The 17,677-nt window shown below is 63.9% G+C and carries 16 protein-coding genes; 1 reads left to right on the forward strand and 15 read right to left on the reverse strand.

Annotated features, from left to right (window positions below):
• Positions 1–34: 34 nt before the first annotated feature.
• The 5 genes from NA645_RS13360 to NA645_RS13380 form a co-directional block, all read right to left on the reverse strand.
• Positions 35–1,501 carry a sodium-dependent transporter gene (locus tag NA645_RS13360; RefSeq protein WP_256049254.1) on the reverse strand — a complete coding sequence of 489 codons (1,467 nt, stop codon included), beginning with the start codon at positions 1,499–1,501 and terminating at the stop codon, positions 35–37.
• Between the two features lie 84 nt (positions 1,502–1,585).
• Positions 1,586–2,275, reverse strand: a complete 690-nt coding sequence (gene maiA / locus NA645_RS13365; protein WP_256049255.1) for a maleylacetoacetate isomerase — start codon at positions 2,273–2,275, stop codon at positions 1,586–1,588.
• Positions 2,276–2,505: 230 nt separating this feature from the next.
• The gene (gene hppD, locus NA645_RS13370; RefSeq protein WP_256049256.1) at positions 2,506–3,603 is read right to left on the reverse strand and encodes a 4-hydroxyphenylpyruvate dioxygenase; all 1,098 of its coding nucleotides are present in this window, start codon (positions 3,601–3,603) and stop codon (positions 2,506–2,508) included.
• A 457-nt stretch (positions 3,604–4,060) separates the two neighbouring features.
• Positions 4,061–5,155 carry a Leu/Phe/Val dehydrogenase gene (locus NA645_RS13375; RefSeq protein WP_256049257.1) on the reverse strand — a complete coding sequence of 365 codons (1,095 nt, stop codon included), beginning with the start codon at positions 5,153–5,155 and terminating at the stop codon, positions 4,061–4,063.
• Positions 5,156–5,473: 318 nt separating this feature from the next.
• Positions 5,474–8,944, reverse strand: coding sequence for an indolepyruvate ferredoxin oxidoreductase family protein (locus tag NA645_RS13380; RefSeq protein WP_256049258.1), 3,471 nt, complete (start codon positions 8,942–8,944; stop codon positions 5,474–5,476).
• A gap of 234 nt (positions 8,945–9,178) precedes the next feature.
• Between NA645_RS13380 and NA645_RS13385 the strand changes: the two genes are divergently transcribed.
• Complete coding sequence (locus NA645_RS13385; RefSeq protein ID WP_256049259.1) at positions 9,179–9,646, forward strand: Lrp/AsnC family transcriptional regulator; 468 nt, start codon at positions 9,179–9,181, stop codon at positions 9,644–9,646.
• A 3-nt stretch (positions 9,647–9,649) separates the two neighbouring features.
• On the opposite strand, the gene phnP is transcribed toward NA645_RS13385, so the two are convergent.
• From phnP to phnF, 10 genes are all read right to left on the reverse strand, one after another.
• On the reverse strand, positions 9,650–10,396 hold the full coding sequence (gene phnP, locus NA645_RS13390) for a phosphonate metabolism protein PhnP (protein ID WP_256049260.1): 747 nt from the start codon (positions 10,394–10,396) through the stop codon (positions 9,650–9,652).
• A complete protein-coding gene (phnN, locus tag NA645_RS13395) occupies positions 10,387–10,944 on the reverse strand; it encodes a phosphonate metabolism protein/1,5-bisphosphokinase (PRPP-forming) PhnN (RefSeq protein WP_256049262.1) in 558 nt (185 codons plus the stop codon). Before phnN ends, phnP begins: the two co-directional genes overlap by 10 nt.
• Entirely contained in the window at positions 10,944–12,089 is a 1,146-nt protein-coding gene (locus NA645_RS13400; RefSeq protein ID WP_256049263.1) for an alpha-D-ribose 1-methylphosphonate 5-triphosphate diphosphatase, read from the reverse strand. The genes phnN and NA645_RS13400 overlap by 1 nt, the downstream gene beginning before the upstream one ends.
• Positions 12,079–12,780: a phosphonate C-P lyase system protein PhnL gene (gene phnL / locus NA645_RS13405; protein WP_256049264.1), complete on the reverse strand. Its 702-nt coding sequence runs from the start codon at positions 12,778–12,780 to the stop codon at positions 12,079–12,081. Before phnL ends, NA645_RS13400 begins: the two co-directional genes overlap by 11 nt.
• Positions 12,781–13,117: 337 nt before the next feature.
• Entirely contained in the window at positions 13,118–13,930 is an 813-nt protein-coding gene (phnK, locus tag NA645_RS13410) for a phosphonate C-P lyase system protein PhnK (RefSeq protein WP_256049266.1), read from the reverse strand.
• A complete protein-coding gene (locus NA645_RS13415) occupies positions 13,927–14,802 on the reverse strand; it encodes an alpha-D-ribose 1-methylphosphonate 5-phosphate C-P-lyase PhnJ (protein WP_256049301.1) in 876 nt (291 codons plus the stop codon). Before NA645_RS13415 ends, phnK begins: the two co-directional genes overlap by 4 nt.
• Before the next feature lie 2 nt (positions 14,803–14,804).
• Positions 14,805–15,911, reverse strand: a complete 1,107-nt coding sequence (locus NA645_RS13420; RefSeq protein ID WP_256049267.1) for a carbon-phosphorus lyase complex subunit PhnI — start codon at positions 15,909–15,911, stop codon at positions 14,805–14,807.
• A complete protein-coding gene (gene phnH / locus NA645_RS13425) occupies positions 15,911–16,510 on the reverse strand; it encodes a phosphonate C-P lyase system protein PhnH (RefSeq protein ID WP_256049268.1) in 600 nt (199 codons plus the stop codon). Before phnH ends, NA645_RS13420 begins: the two co-directional genes overlap by 1 nt.
• A complete protein-coding gene (phnG, locus tag NA645_RS13430; RefSeq protein WP_256049269.1) occupies positions 16,510–16,962 on the reverse strand; it encodes a phosphonate C-P lyase system protein PhnG in 453 nt (150 codons plus the stop codon). The genes phnH and phnG overlap by 1 nt, the downstream gene beginning before the upstream one ends.
• Positions 16,962–17,666 carry a phosphonate metabolism transcriptional regulator PhnF gene (phnF, locus tag NA645_RS13435; protein ID WP_256049270.1) on the reverse strand — a complete coding sequence of 235 codons (705 nt, stop codon included), beginning with the start codon at positions 17,664–17,666 and terminating at the stop codon, positions 16,962–16,964. The genes phnG and phnF overlap by 1 nt, the downstream gene beginning before the upstream one ends.
• Between the last annotated feature and the right edge of the window lie 11 nt (positions 17,667–17,677).

Raw genomic sequence — 17,677 nt, forward strand, 5'->3', positions numbered from 1 at the left:
TCCAGAAGTGCCGTTCAGGCGGGCTGCCACTGGGTTAGACGTTACGCCTGACCAATGCCGGCAACACCCGGGGACGCAGACCTTCGCCAAGGATGGTCAGCGCACCGATGGCGCCTACGATCCAGTACCAGCGCACCAGCGGGTCGAAGCCCAACCAGCCGAGGGCATGCAGAAATACCATCAGGATCAGCACCGGGCAGACGTAGCGCACCATGAACAGCCACAGCGCATAGCCCAGCGGTGGCAGGTCCAGCTCATCGCGCATGATGTCGCTGCGCAGCGCATAGCCGGCAAAGACCACGATGAAAATCCCGCCCAGCGGCATCATCCAGCGCGAGGTCAGGTAGTCCAGCCAGTCGAAGAAGTTCTTGCCCAGCGGCGTCCAGCCCGACAGCAGGTTGAACGACAGCATCGCCAGCAGGCTGATCACCAGCAGGACCGCGCCGGAGCCGATGGCCGCCTTGAGGCGGCTGATGCCGTGTTTTTCGTTGAGGTAGGCGACGGTGGCCTCGATCATCGAGATGGCCGAAGTCAGCGCGGCGAGGGAAACCATGGCGAAGAACAGCACACCGAACGCGGTGCCGAACGGCATCTGTTGGAAGGCCAGCGGTAGACTCATGAAGATCAGCCCCGGTCCGGCGGTGGGGTCCATGCCGTTGGCGAAGATGATCGGGAAGATTGCCAGCCCCGCCAGCAATGCCACGCAGGTATCGATGATGGCGACGGTGAAGGTCGTGCGAGCGATGGACTTGTCATCGGGCAGGTACGAGCCGTAAGTGAGGATCGCGCCGGATGCCAGGCTAAGCGTGAAGAAAGCGTGACCGAGGGCGGCCAGCAAGGCTTCGCCAGTAATTTTCGAGGTGTCGAAGCTGAACAGGAAAGCGAAGCCCTGATCGAAGCCACCGCTGGTAAAGGCGTAGCCGACCAGGATCAGCAGCAGCACGGCGAGCCCCGGCATCATCCAGCGCACGGCATTCTCGATGCCCTTCTGCACGCCCTTTGCGACGATCCACAGCGTCAGCAGCGCCACCAGTAGGCTCCAACCGCCCAACTGCCAGGGGCTGGCGTTGTGCGCTTCGAACACCTGCGCCATACCGTCGACTGAGGTGGCGGCCAGAGAGCCATCAAGCATCTTCAGGGTATAGGCGAAGGCCCACCCGGCGACCACTACATAAAAGCAGAGGATCAAGAAGCCGGCCGCCATGGCCATGCCGCCGACGCCCTTCCACAATGGGCTGCTGCCGTTTTCACGCGCCGCGCGGCCAATCGCATCAATGGGGCTGCCGCGGCCGCGCCGGCCGATGGCGATCTCGGTCATCATCACCGGAATGCCGATGGCCAGGATGCAGGCCAGGTACATCAGCACGAAGGCACCACCGCCGTATTCGCCGGTGATGTAGGGAAATTTCCAGATGTTGCCGAGGCCGACTGCCGAACCGGTCGCAGCGAGAATGAAGCCCCAGCGGGACAGCCAGAGGTTCTTGGGTTTTTCACGTGTCATGCGTCACCTGTTTGTTTTTATCTGTGACGAAAATCGAACCCGCCACGCTCGTGGCGCGACGGAATGTGCAAGGCGGATACACCTTTATTGAGCGTCGGGCTGCACCTCCGGAGCTGCTTTAGCGAAGGCTTCGAGGGTTTCGCAGCGTTCGACCATCTCGAGGATGCGCGGGTACGCGGTGAGGTCACAGGCAAAACGGCGCGCATTGTATACCTGTGGAATCAGGCATGCCTCCAGGTAACCCGGCCGTTTGCCGAGTGACAGCCTGCCCTCGAACGGGGCCAGCCCCTGCTCGAAGCTTGCCAGGCCGGTAGTGATCCAGTGACGGACCCACTCGTTCTTGACCTCGTCGTCCACGCCCAGCGTGCCGCTCAGATACTGCAGCACGCGCGTGTTGTTCAACGGATGCACATCACACGCGATATGCAGCGCCAGAGAACGCACCCGCGCGCGATCGGCAGGATCGTCGGGCAACAACGGCGGCAGCGGAAAGATTTCGTCCAGGTATTCGAAGATCGCCAGCGATTGACCGATGCGCTCGTCGCCATCGATCAACAACGGCACCAGCCCTTGCGGATTGAGCGCTCGGTAGTCAGCTGAATGCTGCTGTCCGCCGTCCTGGACCAAATGGACCGGCAGATTTTCATAGGCCAGTCCTTTCAAGTTAAGCGCGATACGCACTCGGTAAGCGGCGCTGGAACGCCAGTAGCCGTAGAGCTTGAGCGTTGGTGACGCGCTTGATGGATCAGCTGTTATCGCTTGATTGTTATCCATGGGTATCCCTGAGTTAGAAGGCGGCCAACGGCGGCGCGGAACCAATGTAGGGTGGGTTAGCGACGCATGCGCCTCGTCGCATATAGCCTTACGGAGCTGAAGCGTCGCGTAACCCACCAAGCGGAGTATCGGGCCCGTCCTTTTGATGGGTTACGCAGCGGCCAGCTTCTATGCGATCCGTTAACTCCGGTTTAGCGCTGCTCCACCCATCCTACGCTCGCTTCCGACCGTTACTCGCCGCCAATCACGCCGCGGCGAACCTGGTCTTCCTCGATGGATTCGAACAGCGCCTTGAAGTTGCCCTCGCCGAAGCCCTGGTTGCCCTTGCGCTGGATGATTTCGAAGAAGATCGGGCCGATCACCGTGTTGGTGAAGATTTGCAGCAGGATGCCGTCGTCACCTGATTTGCCAGTCCCAGGCGCTCCGTCGATCAGCAGGTTCAGCTCGCGCAACACCTCGGTGGGCTCGCCATGCCCGGCGACGCGGGTATCGACCTTCTCGTAATAGGTATCCGGCGTACTCATGAAATCCACACGATTGGCGCGTAGTTGGCGCACGGTGGCGTAGATGTCGTCGGTGGATAGCGCGATGTGCTGGATGCCCTCGCCGTGGTACTCGCGGATGAATTCCTCGATCTGCGACTTGTCGTCCGCCGACTCGTTGATCGGGATGCGGATCTTGCCGCAAGGCGCCGTCATGGCGCGGGAAAACAAGCCGGTGAGCTTGCCTTCGATGTCGAAGTAGCGGATCTCGCGGAAATTGGCGATGCGCTCGTAGAAGCCGGACCAGACGTCCATCTGCCCACGCATGACGTTGTGGGTCAGGTGGTCGATGCATTGCAGGCCGACGGCGTTATCGTTCGGCGTGCGGCCTTCGATGTACTCGAAATCGACGTCATAGATCGACTTGTCCCCGTAACGGTCGACGAGGTACAGCAAGGAACCGCCGATGCCCTCGACGCAAGGAATGCTCAGCTCGCCGAAGTTGGCGTGGCTGCCCACCAGCCTGGCACCTTGGGATTCGACGTAGGCGGCGGCCTGGGCGGCGTTCTTCACCCGGAACGCCATGGCACAGGCACTCGGCCCGTGTTTTTCAGCGAACTCACGCACATGACCAGTCGGGCTGCCGTTGAGCACGATATTGATGTCATTCTGCTGGAACAACCAGACTTCCTTGGAGCGATGTTTGGCCGTCTCGGTGAAACCCATCTGGCTGAACAGCTGACGCAGCTGCTCGATGCCTTCGGCGTTCGGCGCGGTGAATTCGACGAACTCGAAGCCGTCGGTACCGATGGGGTTGTGCTGCTCGATCTTGGTCACGGCGTTCATTGCGCCTCCTGTTTATTGTTCTGGCTGTACGACAAGGCTTGCGCGCATCACAAACCAGCCGGAGAAGACGTACAAGCCCGCCGCAAGCCTCATCCGCAGTCGGAAACACGCTGTACTGGAAGGATTTATTTACACCGGGCCAAAACGCCCGAATGCCAAGGTTGCCCCGCTGCAGTCGTAACGAAAAGCTGACAGCGCAGTGCGACAGCCCGTCGCATCCTCGTTCGCGAATACCGCATTGCTCCGTAGGGTGGTGCTTTAGCCCACCGATGCTGGTGGGCTAAAGCACCACCCTATGCAACGCGCTGCATTCGACCGATGCACCATGGGCGACCTTCAAGACACCTCATTTCTGCCAGGTTTGGTAGGCCGCCACTCAGGCTAAAACACAAGCCCGGCGCCGGTAGGGCTGCATCGACCGAGGCTGTCGGAACAGGCGGTACGGGCCGCCAGAATCCTAAGCGTGCAGGCGCTGCCCGCTTGGCTGGGCCAACGTCTCTCCGACCTGCAGCCGCTCGAGGGCCAGACGGTCGGCGATGACCGAGGTAGGCTCGCCGCTGGCGGCGGCACGGCTGAAAATTTCACGCAGGGTGTCGCCGATGCCTCTGACATGCGCGTCGGTCTGGGCTGCGCTGCCGCCGATGCGCTGGTAATAGACATCGATGATGCCGCCGGCATTGATGGCGTAGTCCGGCGCGTAAAGCTGGTTGCGACGCTGCAGCTCGACGCCGATTTCCGAGCTTGCCAGCTGATTGTTCGCCGCACCGGCGATCACTGGCGCACGCAGACTTTGCAGGGTATCGGCGTTGAGGATGCCACCCATGGCACACGGCGCAAAGACGTCCACATCCAGGCCATAAATGTCGTGCGGGCGCACCGCGTTTGCACCGAGCTCTTCCATGGCGCGCTGTACGTTTGCATCGAAGATGTCGCAGACCCACAGCTCGGCGCCGGCCTGTTTGAGATGCCGGGCCAGGCCCAGACCGACGTGGCCGACGCCCTGGATCGCGACCTTGAGACCAGTCAGATCATCACGTCCCAGCCGATGCTGCACGGCCGCCTTAAGGCCGACGAACACGCCGAGCGCGGTGGACGGCGACGGATCGCCACTGGCGATGCTGCCGTCGAGCAACGTGCGTGGCGATGCGCCCATCACATGGCGGGTGCGCTGGGCGAAGGCCTGCATCTCGGCGTCGCCGGTGCCCGAATCCGCCGCCGTGATGTAGCGCCCGCCGAGGCTGTCGACGAAATCGCCCATGGCGTGCAGCAGTGCCTGGCTCTTGCCGGTGTGCGGATTGCCGATGATGACCGCCTTGCCGCCGCCGAGCTTGAGGCCCGCCAGCGAGGATTTGAGCGTCATCCCACGGGACAGACGCAGCACGTCGCGCAGGGCATCGTCGTCGCTGGCGTAGGGAAACATCCGGCAGCCGCCCAATGCCGGGCCGAGCGTGGTGTCGTGAACAGCGATGATGGCTCTGAGGCCCGACGCCTTATCGTGGCCGAAGACCACCTGTTCGTGGTTATCGAAATCGGGATGGGTGAAGACGGACATCTTTTGGATACCTCTGTTTTGTTTGGTTCGGCCCGACGCATCGAGCCGCGTAGAAATTGGCCAGCCTTGATAACCGCCCGTTTGTAGCTCTACCGGTGGGCTGAAGCGGAAGCCGCTCGGCCCACCCTACGAAGCTGTCGGCTCCTGTTCGCGAGCAAGCTCGCTCCTACAAAAAAACTTCGTCAGCGGCGAACGACTCCAGTGATTACCGTAGGGTGGGCGCAGTTTTGTAGGGTGGGCTTCAGCCCACCAGTACGCTGAACTCCGCCGGAGGGCTGAAGCGGAACGCCGCCCGGTCCACCCTACCTTCCCGCTCCCTTACGCCGCCGGCTCGAACAGCCGCACGCTCTGCACCTCATCGCCACGGGTCAGTTGCTCCTTGAGCAACTTTTCCTGCTGGCGGGCCTTGGCAATGGAGCGCTCCTTCACCGGGCCGTAGCCGCGGATCTGTTCCGGTAGCGCGGCAATCGCCACGGCGGTGCGGTAATTGGTCGGCTTGAGCTGGGCCAGGAGCTGATCGAGGTTGTGCTCGTACTCGCTGATCAACTCGCGCTCGACACGCCGGTCATGGCCATACCCGAACACGTCCAGGGGCGTCCCGCGCAGGAACTTCAACTTCGCCAGCACGCCGAAGGCGTTCAACACCCAAGGCCCAAGCTCTCGCTTGCGTGGCTCGCCAGTGGCGCTGTCGCGCTTGGCCAGCCAGGCCGGGGCCAGATGGAACTGCAGCTTGTAGTCACCCTCGAACTGCGCTTCCAGCTGCTCGCGGAACTCCGGCTCGCTGTACAGCCGCGCCACTTCGTACTCGTCCTTGTAGGCCAGCAGTTTGAAGTAGTAGCGCGCCACCGCCTTGGACAGGGCCAGATCATCGGCCGTATCGACCTCGCGCACCCGCTCCACCATCGCCCGATAACGCTTGGCATAGGCCGCGCTCTGATACTTGGTAAGGAAGTCCACGCGCCAGTCGACGATCTCTTCCAGCGTCTGGCAGATCGGTTCGGCCTGCTCGACCGGACGTGCCAGTTTTTCCACCGCCTCGCGCTCGAGCACAGCACGGCGGCCCCAGCGGAACGCCTGCAGGTTCAGTTCGGTAGACACGCCGTTGATGCTGATGGCCTTCTCGATGGCCTCGGCCGACAGTGGCAGCAGCCCCTGCTGATAGGCAAAGCCGAGCAGGAACAGGTTAGTGGCGATGCTGTCGCCCATCAGCCGGGTGGCCAACCGAGTCGCATCGATGAAGTGCGTCTTCTCGGCGCCCACCGCGTCCATCAGCGCTTCGCGCATGGCCTTGCCCGGCACCTGGGCGTCGGGGTTGCGAGTAAACTCCGCTGTCGCCGATTCGTGGCTGTTGATGACTGCATGGCTGATCTGATCGTTGAGACGGGTCAGCGAATCATCACCAGCGGCCACCACCAGATCGCAGCCCAGTAGCAGGTCGGTCTCACCCGCTGCGATGCGAACCGCATAGATATCGTCCTGCTTGGCGGCGATGCGCACGTGGGTGACCACCGGGCCGAACTTCTGCGCCAGGCCGGCCTGATCGAGGACTGTGCAGCCCTTCCCTTCCAGGTGCGCGGCCATGCCCAACAGCGCGCCGAGGGTGGTCACGCCGCTGCCGCCGACACCAGGAATCAGTACATTCCAGGGACGTTCGAGCGTCGGGCGTTGTGGCTCCGGCAGCTGATCGCCTGCGATGCCTCCGGCCACGGCCTCAGGCTTGCGCAGCCCGCCACCGTGCACGGTGACGAAGCTCGGGCAGAAGCCCTCGACGCAGGAGAAATCCTTGTTGCAGGCGTTCTGGTCGATTTCGCGCTTGCGCCCCAGTTCGGTTTCCAGCGGTTGCACCGCCAGGCAGTTGGATTTCTCACCGCAATCGCCGCAGCCCTCGCATACGGCGGGGTTGATGAAGGCACGCTTGGCCGGGTCTTCCAGCTTGCCGCGCTTGCGCCGACGGCGCTTCTCAGTGGCGCAGGTCTGGTCATAGATGATCACCGAGACGCCCTTGAACTCGCGCAACTCACGCTGCACGGCGTCCAGGTCGCGACGGTGATGGAAGCTGGTGATCGGCGCAAAAGTGTCGCGGGTCGGATATTTGTCCGGCTCGTCCGAGACCAGCGCGATGCGCTTGACGCCTTCGTCGGCGATCTGCCGGCTGAGCTGGTCGACGCGCAGCTCGCCGTCAATGGGCTGGCCACCAGTCATGGCGACCGCATCGTTGTAGAGGATCTTGAAGGTGATGTTGACGCCCGAGGCGACCGCCGCTCGTACGGCGAGGCTGCCGGAATGGAAATAGGTGCCATCGCCAAGATTCTGGAATACATGCGGGGTTTCGGTGAACGGCGCCTGGCCGATCCAGTTGACGCCCTCGCCACCCATTTGGGTAAAGGTCTCGGTGCGCCGATCCATCCATTGCACCATGTAGTGACAGCCGATGCCGGCGCCGGCGCGACTGCCTTCCGGGACCTTGGTCGAGCTGTTGTGCGGGCAGCCGGAGCAGTAATGCGGGGTGCGTACGGTGTCGTAATTACGTGCGGCCAGCGCCTTCTCTTTTGCGGAGAGGAACGCCAGGCGCGCCTGGATGCTGTCGCTGGTGTAGATCGGTGCGAGGCGCTTGGCGATCACGCGGGCGATCATCGCCGGGGTCAGCTCGCTGAGGTTGGGCAACAGGGACTGGCCCTGTTCATCGAACTCCCCCACCACCCGTGGGCGCTTGTCTACCGGCCAGTTGTAGAGCTGACCGGTGAGCTGATCTTCGAGAATGCTACGTTTTTCCTCGACCACCAAAATCTCGTCCAGGCCCTGCGCGAATTCGTGCACCGAAACCGGCTCCAGCGGCCAGCTCATGCCGACCTTGAGCACCCGCAGGCCGACCGAGGCGCACAGCGCTTCGTCGAGGCCGAGGTCGTCCAGCGCCTGCCGCACGTCGAGGTAGCTCTTGCCGGTGGTGATGATGCCCAGGCGCGGATTTGGCGAATCCAGCATCACCTGGTTGAGGTTGTTGGCGCGGGCGAAGGCACGGGCGGCGTAGATCTTGTACAGGTTGAGGCGCTTTTCCTGGGCCAGCGGCGGGTCCGGCCAGCGGATGTGCACACCGTCTTCGGGCAGCTCGAAATCGTCGGGAATGGTCACGCTGACACGCAGCGGATCGACTTCCACCACAGCGGAGGAATCGACATTTTCGGCGATGGTCTTGAGCGCCACCCAACAGCCGGAATAGCGCGACAGCTCCCAACCAAGGATGCCGTAGTCGAGAATTTCCTGGACGTTGGCCGGGTTCAGCACCGGGATCGAGGCGGCGATGAAGGCGTGCTCGCTCTGGTGCGGCAGTGTTGAGGATTTGCAGCCGTGATCGTCGCCGGCCAGCAACAGCACACCGCCATGGGGCGAGACGCCGGCGGCATTGCCGTGCTTGAACACATCGCCAGAGCGATCCACACCCGGCCCCTTGCCGTACCACATGGCGAACACGCCGTCGTATTTCGCGCCGGGGAACAGGTTGGTCTGCTGACTGCCCCAGACGGCCGTCGCCGCCAGTTCCTCGTTGAGGCCCGGCTGGAAATGGATGGCGTTCTGCTTGAGGAATTCGCGCGCTTCCCAGAGGCTCTTGTCCAGCCCGCCCAGCGGCGAGCCGCGGTAGCCGGAGATAAAGCAACCGGTGTTCAGGTTCTGAGCCTGGTCGCGCTGATGCTGCAGCATCGGCAGGCGGGTCAGCGCCTGAGTGCCGGTGAGGTACAGATGTCCGGTTGCGAGCCGGTACTTGTCATCCAGGCGGATCTCGGCCAGTGACATGGGGCGCTCCTGTTTGTTGTTATCGGAGTCAGGGACGTGTTTGTCCCGCCTAACCAGGTCGTGGGCAGCTGCACGGTAAGCCGTCCCACGCCAGCAATCGGCAGGGATCACCCAACCGTTGCGCGTTAGATAAAAGTCTGGCCGTGACGAAGAGCGATTTTCTTTCTACTTTTGCGGTGTAAGCGCTATCGCGTGCATGATCCATCCACTAACAACAACAAAACGGGAACAACCATGCAGACTCCGCTGAGCAGTATCGACCGCAGGATTTTGCTGTTGCTGCAACACAACGCCGATCTGTCCGCCGCCGAGATCGCGGAAAAGGTGGAACTGTCGCAATCGCCCTGCTGGCGGCGCATCCATCGCATGCAGGAAGAGGGGCTGATCGAACGCAAGGTCGCCCTCCTCAACCCTAAAAAGCTCGGGTTGAACATGACGGTGTTTGTCAACATCAAGCTGTCCGCCCACGGGCGTAGCAACCTCGACGAATTCGAGCGCGCGGTGGTCGGTTACCCCGAAGTGCTGGAATGCCACACCATGGCCGGCGAGTCGGACTACCTGCTCAAGGTCGTGGCCAAGGATATCGACAGCTACGAACGCTTTCTGCGCGATCAGCTGCTGCAGCGGCCGCATGTGCAGGAGGCGCACAGTCATATTGCAATGAGCGAAGTGAAACGGACCACAGAGTTGCCGCTGGACTAGCGCTCAGAAGGACTGGCCGTCGCTGGCCAGGCTGACGCCCGCCGGCAGCGCGTCGGGGTTGTCGAGCAACCAGGCATCCAGCTCGTGGCCGATATGGGTGAGCAAGGCTTGCTTCGGCTGCAGCTGGACAATCGTTGCCAACGCATGGGTCAGGTCGTTGTGGTTCTGCGGCGCCGCCTGAGGCGGGCTCGAACAGTCCAGCACCAGCAGGTCGAGTGGGCACTGGCGCAACACACTCAGGCTGACATCAGGCACGCCAAGGGTGTCGGTGAGATAGGCAATGCGCCGCCCCACCCCTTCGAACAGATAACCCAGGGTCGGCTTTGAATGGTTGAGCGGCAACGCGGTAACGCTGAGCTCACCCAGCTCACGTCGCTCCAGCGTGGCGAACGGCTGAGAAAAATCCAAGATACCGGGATGCTTGTAGAGATCGGCCAGGCCCTCGGGGTCCCGCGGGCCATGCACCGGAATCCGCAACCCGAGCCCCCAGCGCAAATGCAGCAGGCCTTGGGCGTGGTCGGCATGGTAATGGGTCTGCAGGATTCCGCTGAGGCTGCCCGGCGCGAAGCGCTCGGTCAGGTCGGTAAGGCCACTGTCGATCAGCCAGCGCTGCGAGCCGCATTCGATCAGAGCGCAGCAAGGGCCGCGACGCTTGGAAGGATCATGCCGGGCGGCGCGACAGGCGATGCAATCGCAGTTGTACACCGGCACCTGACGGGCATTGCCGCTGCCGAGGATGGTCAGGCGCATGCGGGAGCCTGATCGATCAGTTGCAGTAAGCGCTGCACGCTTTGCTCCAGCGCCCCGGAGTTGTCCAATACCAGCGCCTCGCCCTGCCCCGCTGTCTGAAACTGGTCGTTGCGGGCCAGCCGTGCATCTATTTCCTCGAGCGATTCACGGCCGCGCGCCAGCAGACGCTCACGCAGTACCGGCAGCGCCACCGTGAGCAGGACCGCTTGCAGCTGCGGATAACGCCGGCGCGCCTCGGTCAGATAGCCGCGTGAGCCATTGACCAGCACATCCTGGCCCACCGCCAGCCAATCGTCGATCTCTCGGGAAATGCCGTAATGCAAGCCGTTGGCCCGCCAGTGCAGGGCGAAGGCGCCGGTCGCTCGCAACTGCTCGAACTCCGCCTCCGTCACCGCCAAGGCGTCCTCCCCCACCGCCTCGGCGGATCGGGTGATGACGCGCCGGGCGATCCGGCACCCACGCGCCTGCAGCGGCTCGCTGGCCGCTTGCAGCAGGCTGTCCTTGCCTGAGCCGGAAGGCCCCATCAGATAGATCAATCGCCCCGTCATCAAAATACCCTTGTACCTTGTCGCCACACCTGTCGGACCACCGGCTGGCCATGCCTGTCGCTCGCCTGCAGCAGATCCGCGCGCAGACCGGGGCGGATTTCGCCACGGTCGTCCAGGCCCGCCGCCCGAGCCGGCGCCAGACTGACCGCCGCCATGGCCTTGGGCAAGTCATAGTCGTTGCCCAACGCGGAAAGCAGAAACGCCGCCTGCAACAGACTGGCCGGATAGTAGTCGCTGGAGAGTATGTCCAGCACACCGTGGCGTGCCAGATCAGCCGCTGCAATATTGCCCGAATGCGAGCCGCCGCGAACGATGTTCGGCGCGCCCATCAATACCTTCAGCCCTTTGGCATGGCTGGCCTGCGCCGCTTCGAAGGTGGTGGGAAATTCGGCGATGGCCATGCCGAAGCCGGCCGACTCCGCGACATGCGCCAGCGTCGCGTCGTCGTGGCTGGCTAGTGCCAGCCCGCGCGCCTGACAGATCTCGACGATGGCACGGCGCTGGCGGTCGCTGTATTGGCTGGAATTGGCAGTCTGCTGGTCGCTAAAGGCATCCATCTCCGCCGCGTTGAGGTGGTACTTGCCCATGTAGTACTCGCGGTACTTCTTCACTTGGGCGAATTGGCGCTGGCCCGGCGAGTGGTCCATCACCGATACCAGCTGCACCAGCGGATGCTCCACCAGATCACGAAACACCGGTAGCGTGTCCGGATGGCAAACCTCGCAGCGCAGGTGCAGGCGGTGTTCGGCGCGGGTGTCGCCGGCGGCCTCGGCATGGGCGATGGCGTCGAGCATGGCGGGCAACTGCTGCATGCGCTTGCCGCGCGGATTGATGTCGCCGATGGACAGCGCATCGAACACCGTGGTGATGCCCGCGGCGACGATCTGCGCATCATGGGTCAGCACCGCCGAGGCCGAAGGCCAGTCGACGCCGGGGCGTGGCGTCATGTGCTTTTCCAGATTGTCGGTGTGCAGCTCGACCAGGCCGGGCATCAGGTAGTCGCCGCCCAGATCTAGCGCCTGCGGCAGCCGGCTGTTGCCTTCGTCGAATTCGACGATCATCCCGTCACGGATGACCAGCGTGCCGTCGATGACACGATCGGCAGTGACCACTCGGGCGTTGCTCAGAATCAGTTCAGCAGGCATGGCGGTGCTCCTCAGCAGTCATGTCCAGGTAGCGGTCGGCGACCGCCTCGCGTATCGCACGGTCATGGAAGATGCCGATCAACGCGGCACCTGCGGCCTTGGCCTCGGCGATCAGCTCCAGCACCACCCGGCAGTTCGCCTCGTCCAGCGATGCGGTGGGCTCGTCCAGCAGCAGCACCGGCCACTGCACCATGAACCCGCGCGCCAGGTTGACGCGCTGCTGCTCACCACCGGAAAAGGTGCCAGGCGCCAGCTGCCAGAGCCGCTCGGGGATGTTCAGCCGGGTCAGCAGGCTCTCTGCACGGGCCTGCGCTTCCTGACGGCCCCAACCCCGCGCCAGCGCCGGCGCCATGACCACTTCGAGGCAAGGCACCCGTGGTATTACCCGCAGGAACTGGCTGACATAGCCGAGGCTTTCGCGGCGTACCGCCAGCATCTGTCGAGGCTCTGCGCCGACCAGCTCCAGCGGTTCGCCGCGATGGCACAGGCGGATGCTGCCGGTGGCCAGGTAGTTGCCGTACAGGCAGCGCAACAGGGTGGACTTGCCGGCACCGGAGCGCCCATGCAGTACCAGACACTCGCCCGGCGCGACGGTAAAGCTGAGCGCTTGCAGCACGTCGAGCGTTATGCCGTGCTGCTGATGAAGGGTGAAGGATTTGCGGAGGTCGCGGACCTCGATCGGGCTGCTCATGGATTACCTCGCAATGAAAGGAAGGAGTGAACGCGGGGCATAGATGCTCGAATCGCGAGCAAGGGCTCGGCGGCGCCCTTGCGCCTACGAGGGCAGAGGCGGTATCGCGCTTGCGGACTACTCTGGACCTCCTGTAGGAGCCAGCTTGCTGGCGAAGCTTTTCGCGGCCCACACGGCCGCCCTGTCATGGCGGCGACATCGAAAACACCGACGGCCCGGTTCGCGAGCAAGCTCGCTCCTACAGCAGCAGATGCCTCCTTACGCGTGCGGGCTACTCCAGCCCCCTGTAGGAGCCAGCTTGCTGGCGAAGCTTTTCGCGGCCCCCAAACGACCCCGCTCATGGCTGCAACACCGAAGACACCAGCAACTGCGAATAAGGGTGTTGCGGGTCGTCGAGAACCTGATCGGTGAGGCCGGTTTCCACTACCCGCGAGCGGCGCATGACCATCAGTCGATCCGCCAGCAGCCGCGCCACAGCCAGGTCGTGGGTGACGATCACCACCGCCAGATCCAGCTCATGTACCAGCCCGCGCAGCAGATCGAGCAGCCGCGCCTGCACCGAGACGTCAAGGCCACCGGTGGGCTCGTCCATGAACACCAGACGCGGCCCGGATACCAGGTTGCGGGCGATCTGCAGACGTTGCTGCATACCACCGGAAAAGGTGCGCGGTAGGTCGTCGATGCGTGCCGGGTCGATCTCCACCTGGCTCAGCCAATCCAGCCCGGCCTGTCGCAGCTGGCCGTAGTGGCGCTGCCCCTGTGCCATCAGCCGCTCGCCGATGTTGGCGCCGGCTGATACGCCCATGCGCAGGCCGTCGCGCGGGTTCTGCTCGACGAAGCCCCACTCGGTGCGCAACAGGCTGCGGCGCTCGGCCTCGCTGGCCGCATACAGATCGAGCCAGGAGCCATCCCGACCGCGGTAGCTCACCGAGCCCCGATCGGGTGGGCAGCGCCCTGAGAGCAGGCTGAGCAGCGTGGATTTTCCGGAACCTGATTCACCGACGATGCCCAGTACCTCACCCGGATAGAGATCGAAATCGACGCCCTGGCAGCCAGTATCTGGCCCGTACAGGCGCGTCAGTCCGCGGACCGACAGTAAGGGCTGATCGAGGCGACTGACGGGTTGTTGCAGATCGAGCGCGGCGTTCATTCGGCGGCCTCCTGGGCGTCGCGGCGTTGCGTGCAGTAGTCGGTATCCGAGCAGACGAAGCGCTTGGTCCCGGCGTCGTCGACAATGAGTTCGTCGAGGTAGGAACTGTCACTGCCGCAGAAGGCGCAGCACTGGTCCCAGGCCTGGATGGCGAAGGGGTGATCCTCGAAGTCCAGGCTGTGCACGTCCGTGTAGGGCGGCAGCGCATAGAGGCGCTTTTCGCGGCCGGCACCGAACAGCATCAGCGCCGGGCTCATGTTCAGTTTGGGGTTATCGAATTTGGGGATCGGCGAAGGATCCATCACGTAGCGGCCATCGACCGTTACCGGATAGGCGTAGCTGGTGGCGATATGGCCGAAGGTGGCGATGTCTTCGTAGAGCTTGACGTGCATGACCCCGTAATCGGCCAGCGCATGCATGGTCCGCGTCTCGCTCTCCGAAGGTTCGATGAACCGCAGCGGCTCGGGGATCGGCACCTGATAAACCATGATCTGATCGTTGCGCAGCGGCGTTTCCGGAATCCGGTGGCGGGTCTGGATCACCGTCGCCTCGGGCGTGCGGGTAGTGGTGGCGACACCGGCGGTGCGGGAGAAGAAGCGGCGGATCGACACCGCGTTGGTGGTGTCGTCCGCGCCCTGGTCGATCACCTTGAGCACGTCCTCGGCGCCGAGAATGGCGGCGGTCAGCTGCATGCCGCCAGTGCCCCAGCCATAGGGCAGCGGCATCTCGCGCCCGCCGAAGGGCACCTGATAACCGGGGATTGCCACGGCCTTGAGCAGCCCGCGACGGATCATGCGTTTGGTCTGCTCGTCGAGGTAAGCGAAGTTGTAGCCCTGCTCCGTCGCGCCGGGCTGATGGTCAATAACGGTCATATTCATGCGCGGCGCTCCTCGACGTTGGGCTCGGCCGTGGCGGTCTCCTCGACCGGCGCGCGGCGCAGCTTGCGAATCAACTCCAGCTCGGACTGGAAGTCGACGTAGTGCGGCAACTTGAGGTGCGAGACGAAGCCACCGGCCTCGACGTTGTCGCAGTGCATCAGCACGAATTCTTCCTGTTGCGCCGGCCCCTGCACCGTCTCGCCGTATTCGGCGCCGCGTAGCGCACGGTCGACCAGAGCCATACCCATCGCCTTGCGCTCGGCGTAACCGAAGGCCAGGCCGTAGCCACGGGTGAACTGCGGGTCGATGCCCTGACCGCCGACGAACTGGTTGACCATCTCGCACTCGGTCACTTCGATGTCGCCCAGCGGCACAGCGAAGCCCAACTCCGGCGGCTCCATCCAGACCTCGACCTGTCCGATGCGGATTTCCCCGGCGAAGGGGTGGTTGCGGCCATAGCCGCGCTGGGTCGAGTAGCCCAGCGCCAGCAAAAAACCTTCGTCGCCACGGGCCAGCGCCTGCAAGCGCTGGGCGCGGTCGCTGGGGAATTCCAGGGGTTCGCGGGTGATGTCCGGCACGGCGTGGTCGTCGCCGCGCTCCGGTTTCATCAAGCCCTCCTGGGCGAGCAGATCGAGCACGCGCGGACAGGCCGCCAGCTCGGCTTGAGGATCAAGCTCCGGACCGGGATGTTCGCCTTCGGCCAGCAGGCTGAAATCCAGCAGGCGATGGCTGTAATCGAAGGTCGGGCCAAGCAGCTGGCCGCCGGGCAAGTCCTTGAAGGTCGCCGAGATCCGCCGGGTCGGGCGCATCTGCGCGGTTTCCAGCGGGACGCTAGCGCCGAAGCGCGGCAGCGTGGTGCGATAGGCGCGCAGCAGGAAGATCGCTTCGAGCAGATCGCCAGCCGCCTGTTTGATCGCCAGCGCAGCCAGCTCCTCATCGAACAGCGAACCTTCGGCCATGACCCGCGCCACCGCCAACGGCAGTTGCTGTCTGATCTGGCTGACGCTCAATTCGGGCAAGGCGGTGTCGCCGCGGCGCTTCTTCGCCAGCAGCCGGTGGGCATTGTCGATGGCCTGTTCGCCACCTTTGACGGCTACGTACATCAGGCGACCTCCTCTATCGATGCTGCGATGCGGGTGCTGCGGGGCAAGCCGATCAGTGATTGGTCGGCGGCGAAGAACAGGTCCAGCCCCCGTGGGAAATCACTGCGGGCGGCGCGCTGCTGCCATAACGCGGCCGGAACCGGCAGGCTGACCTCGCGCTGAGCAAGAATGCCGGGGCCGCTCCAGCTCAACGCCGCGCCACCGTCGAGGCGATCGAGCTGGACCAGCAACGTGCAGGACTGATCAGGAAAGCGTTCACTGCCGGTGCAGTAGCCGGACAGGTCGTTCAACTCCTGCGCGCCGAGCAGCGCGAAGTCCGCCGTTTCGCGCTCGGCTACGATCGGGCAACCACAATGGAAGGCCAGGTTGGCGCGTACCGCTGGCGTATCGAAGGCGGGCGCCAGCCACAGCCGCGTATCACCGTCGAGCAGGCTCAGGCACAAGGCGTAAGTGGCCGGAGCCAGCGAATCGAGGGCCGAAACCGGAATCACTGGCTGCGCCAGGCCGGGCTCGGCCAGGGCCTTGAGCGCAGTGCGAAACACTCTTTGGCTATCCAGCACTTGGTCGTCGAATGCTGCATGCAACAAATCCGCGCTCATCAGTCTTCTCCTCTGACCAGGGTGAAGAATTCCACCTTGCTACTGGCCGTCTCGGCGTCCTGCGCCGCTCGACGTGCCGCCTGTTCAGATGCCAACGGATCGATCAGCTGCTGCTGCCAACGCGCCTGATCGCGGCCCTGCAGATGCGCGTCAGCCAGCGCGGCCAATTCGGCGTGATGCTTGTTGCGTCCAGCCACGTAGCTGTATCCGGTGCGCCCGTCGCCAAGGCGCACGACGCAGCGGGTCACGCTCATCTCGCCGAGATTGAACGCGGCGCCGGTGCCGCCCATGCGGCCACGGACCAGGGTCATGCCGATCTCTGGTGCACGAACGAGTTGGTAGTCGATGTCCTTGAGTGCAGCCTCGTAACGCGCCAGCTCATTGCCGGCACGGGCGAGCACGCCCATCCAGCGCTGGCGGGTGGCAACTTCAGGGGTCATGTGCGTCTCCATCAGGTAGCGACCTGGTATTGGAAGCGGTCGGCGCGGCTGGTCGACAACGACAGCTCCACCGGCCGCCCGGCCAGGTCATGGGAAAGGGTCATAACGGTGAGCAGCGGCGCGTGACGTGGCATCAATAGCTGATCGGCCTCGTCAGGGGTCGGCAGCCGTGCGCCGATCAGGCTGAAGGCACGACTCAACGGCAGTTCGCGCGCGGTCAGGTACTGACGCAGCGAGCCGCCGTTGTAATCAGCCAACAACGACTGGCGGCTGGCGCAGAAACGGTGTCGGATCAGGCTCACCGGTTGCTCGTCCAGCAGGCGCAGGGTGCGCAGTTCAAGCAACGGCGCGCTTTCGCCCAACATCAGGTGATTCGCTTCCTCAGCGGTGGCCGGACGCACCTGGCGTTGCAGCAGACGTGCCTGCACACCAAGCCCTTGCGCCGATAGCGATTCGCTGTAGGCACTGCCCGCGGCCAATGGATAGATCAGCGGCCGCGCCAGCACCCGAGTGCTTCTGCCCTGCTGGCGCAGCACCCGGCCCTCGCTGACCAGCTCGTCGATGGCGCGGCGCAGCGTGTGCCGGTTTACATCAAAGCGGGCCGCCAGCTGCGTCTCACCAGGTAGCTGGTCGCCGGGCTGCAGATGACGCAGCTCCTCACGTAGCTGGGCGGCCAGTTGCAGATAGCGCGGCTGCGGTTGTCTAGACATGTGCATGGTTAAAAAAA

Source organism: Stutzerimonas stutzeri, from assembly GCF_024448955.1.
Taxonomy (GTDB): Bacteria; Pseudomonadota; Gammaproteobacteria; order Pseudomonadales; family Pseudomonadaceae; genus Stutzerimonas; species Stutzerimonas stutzeri_AQ.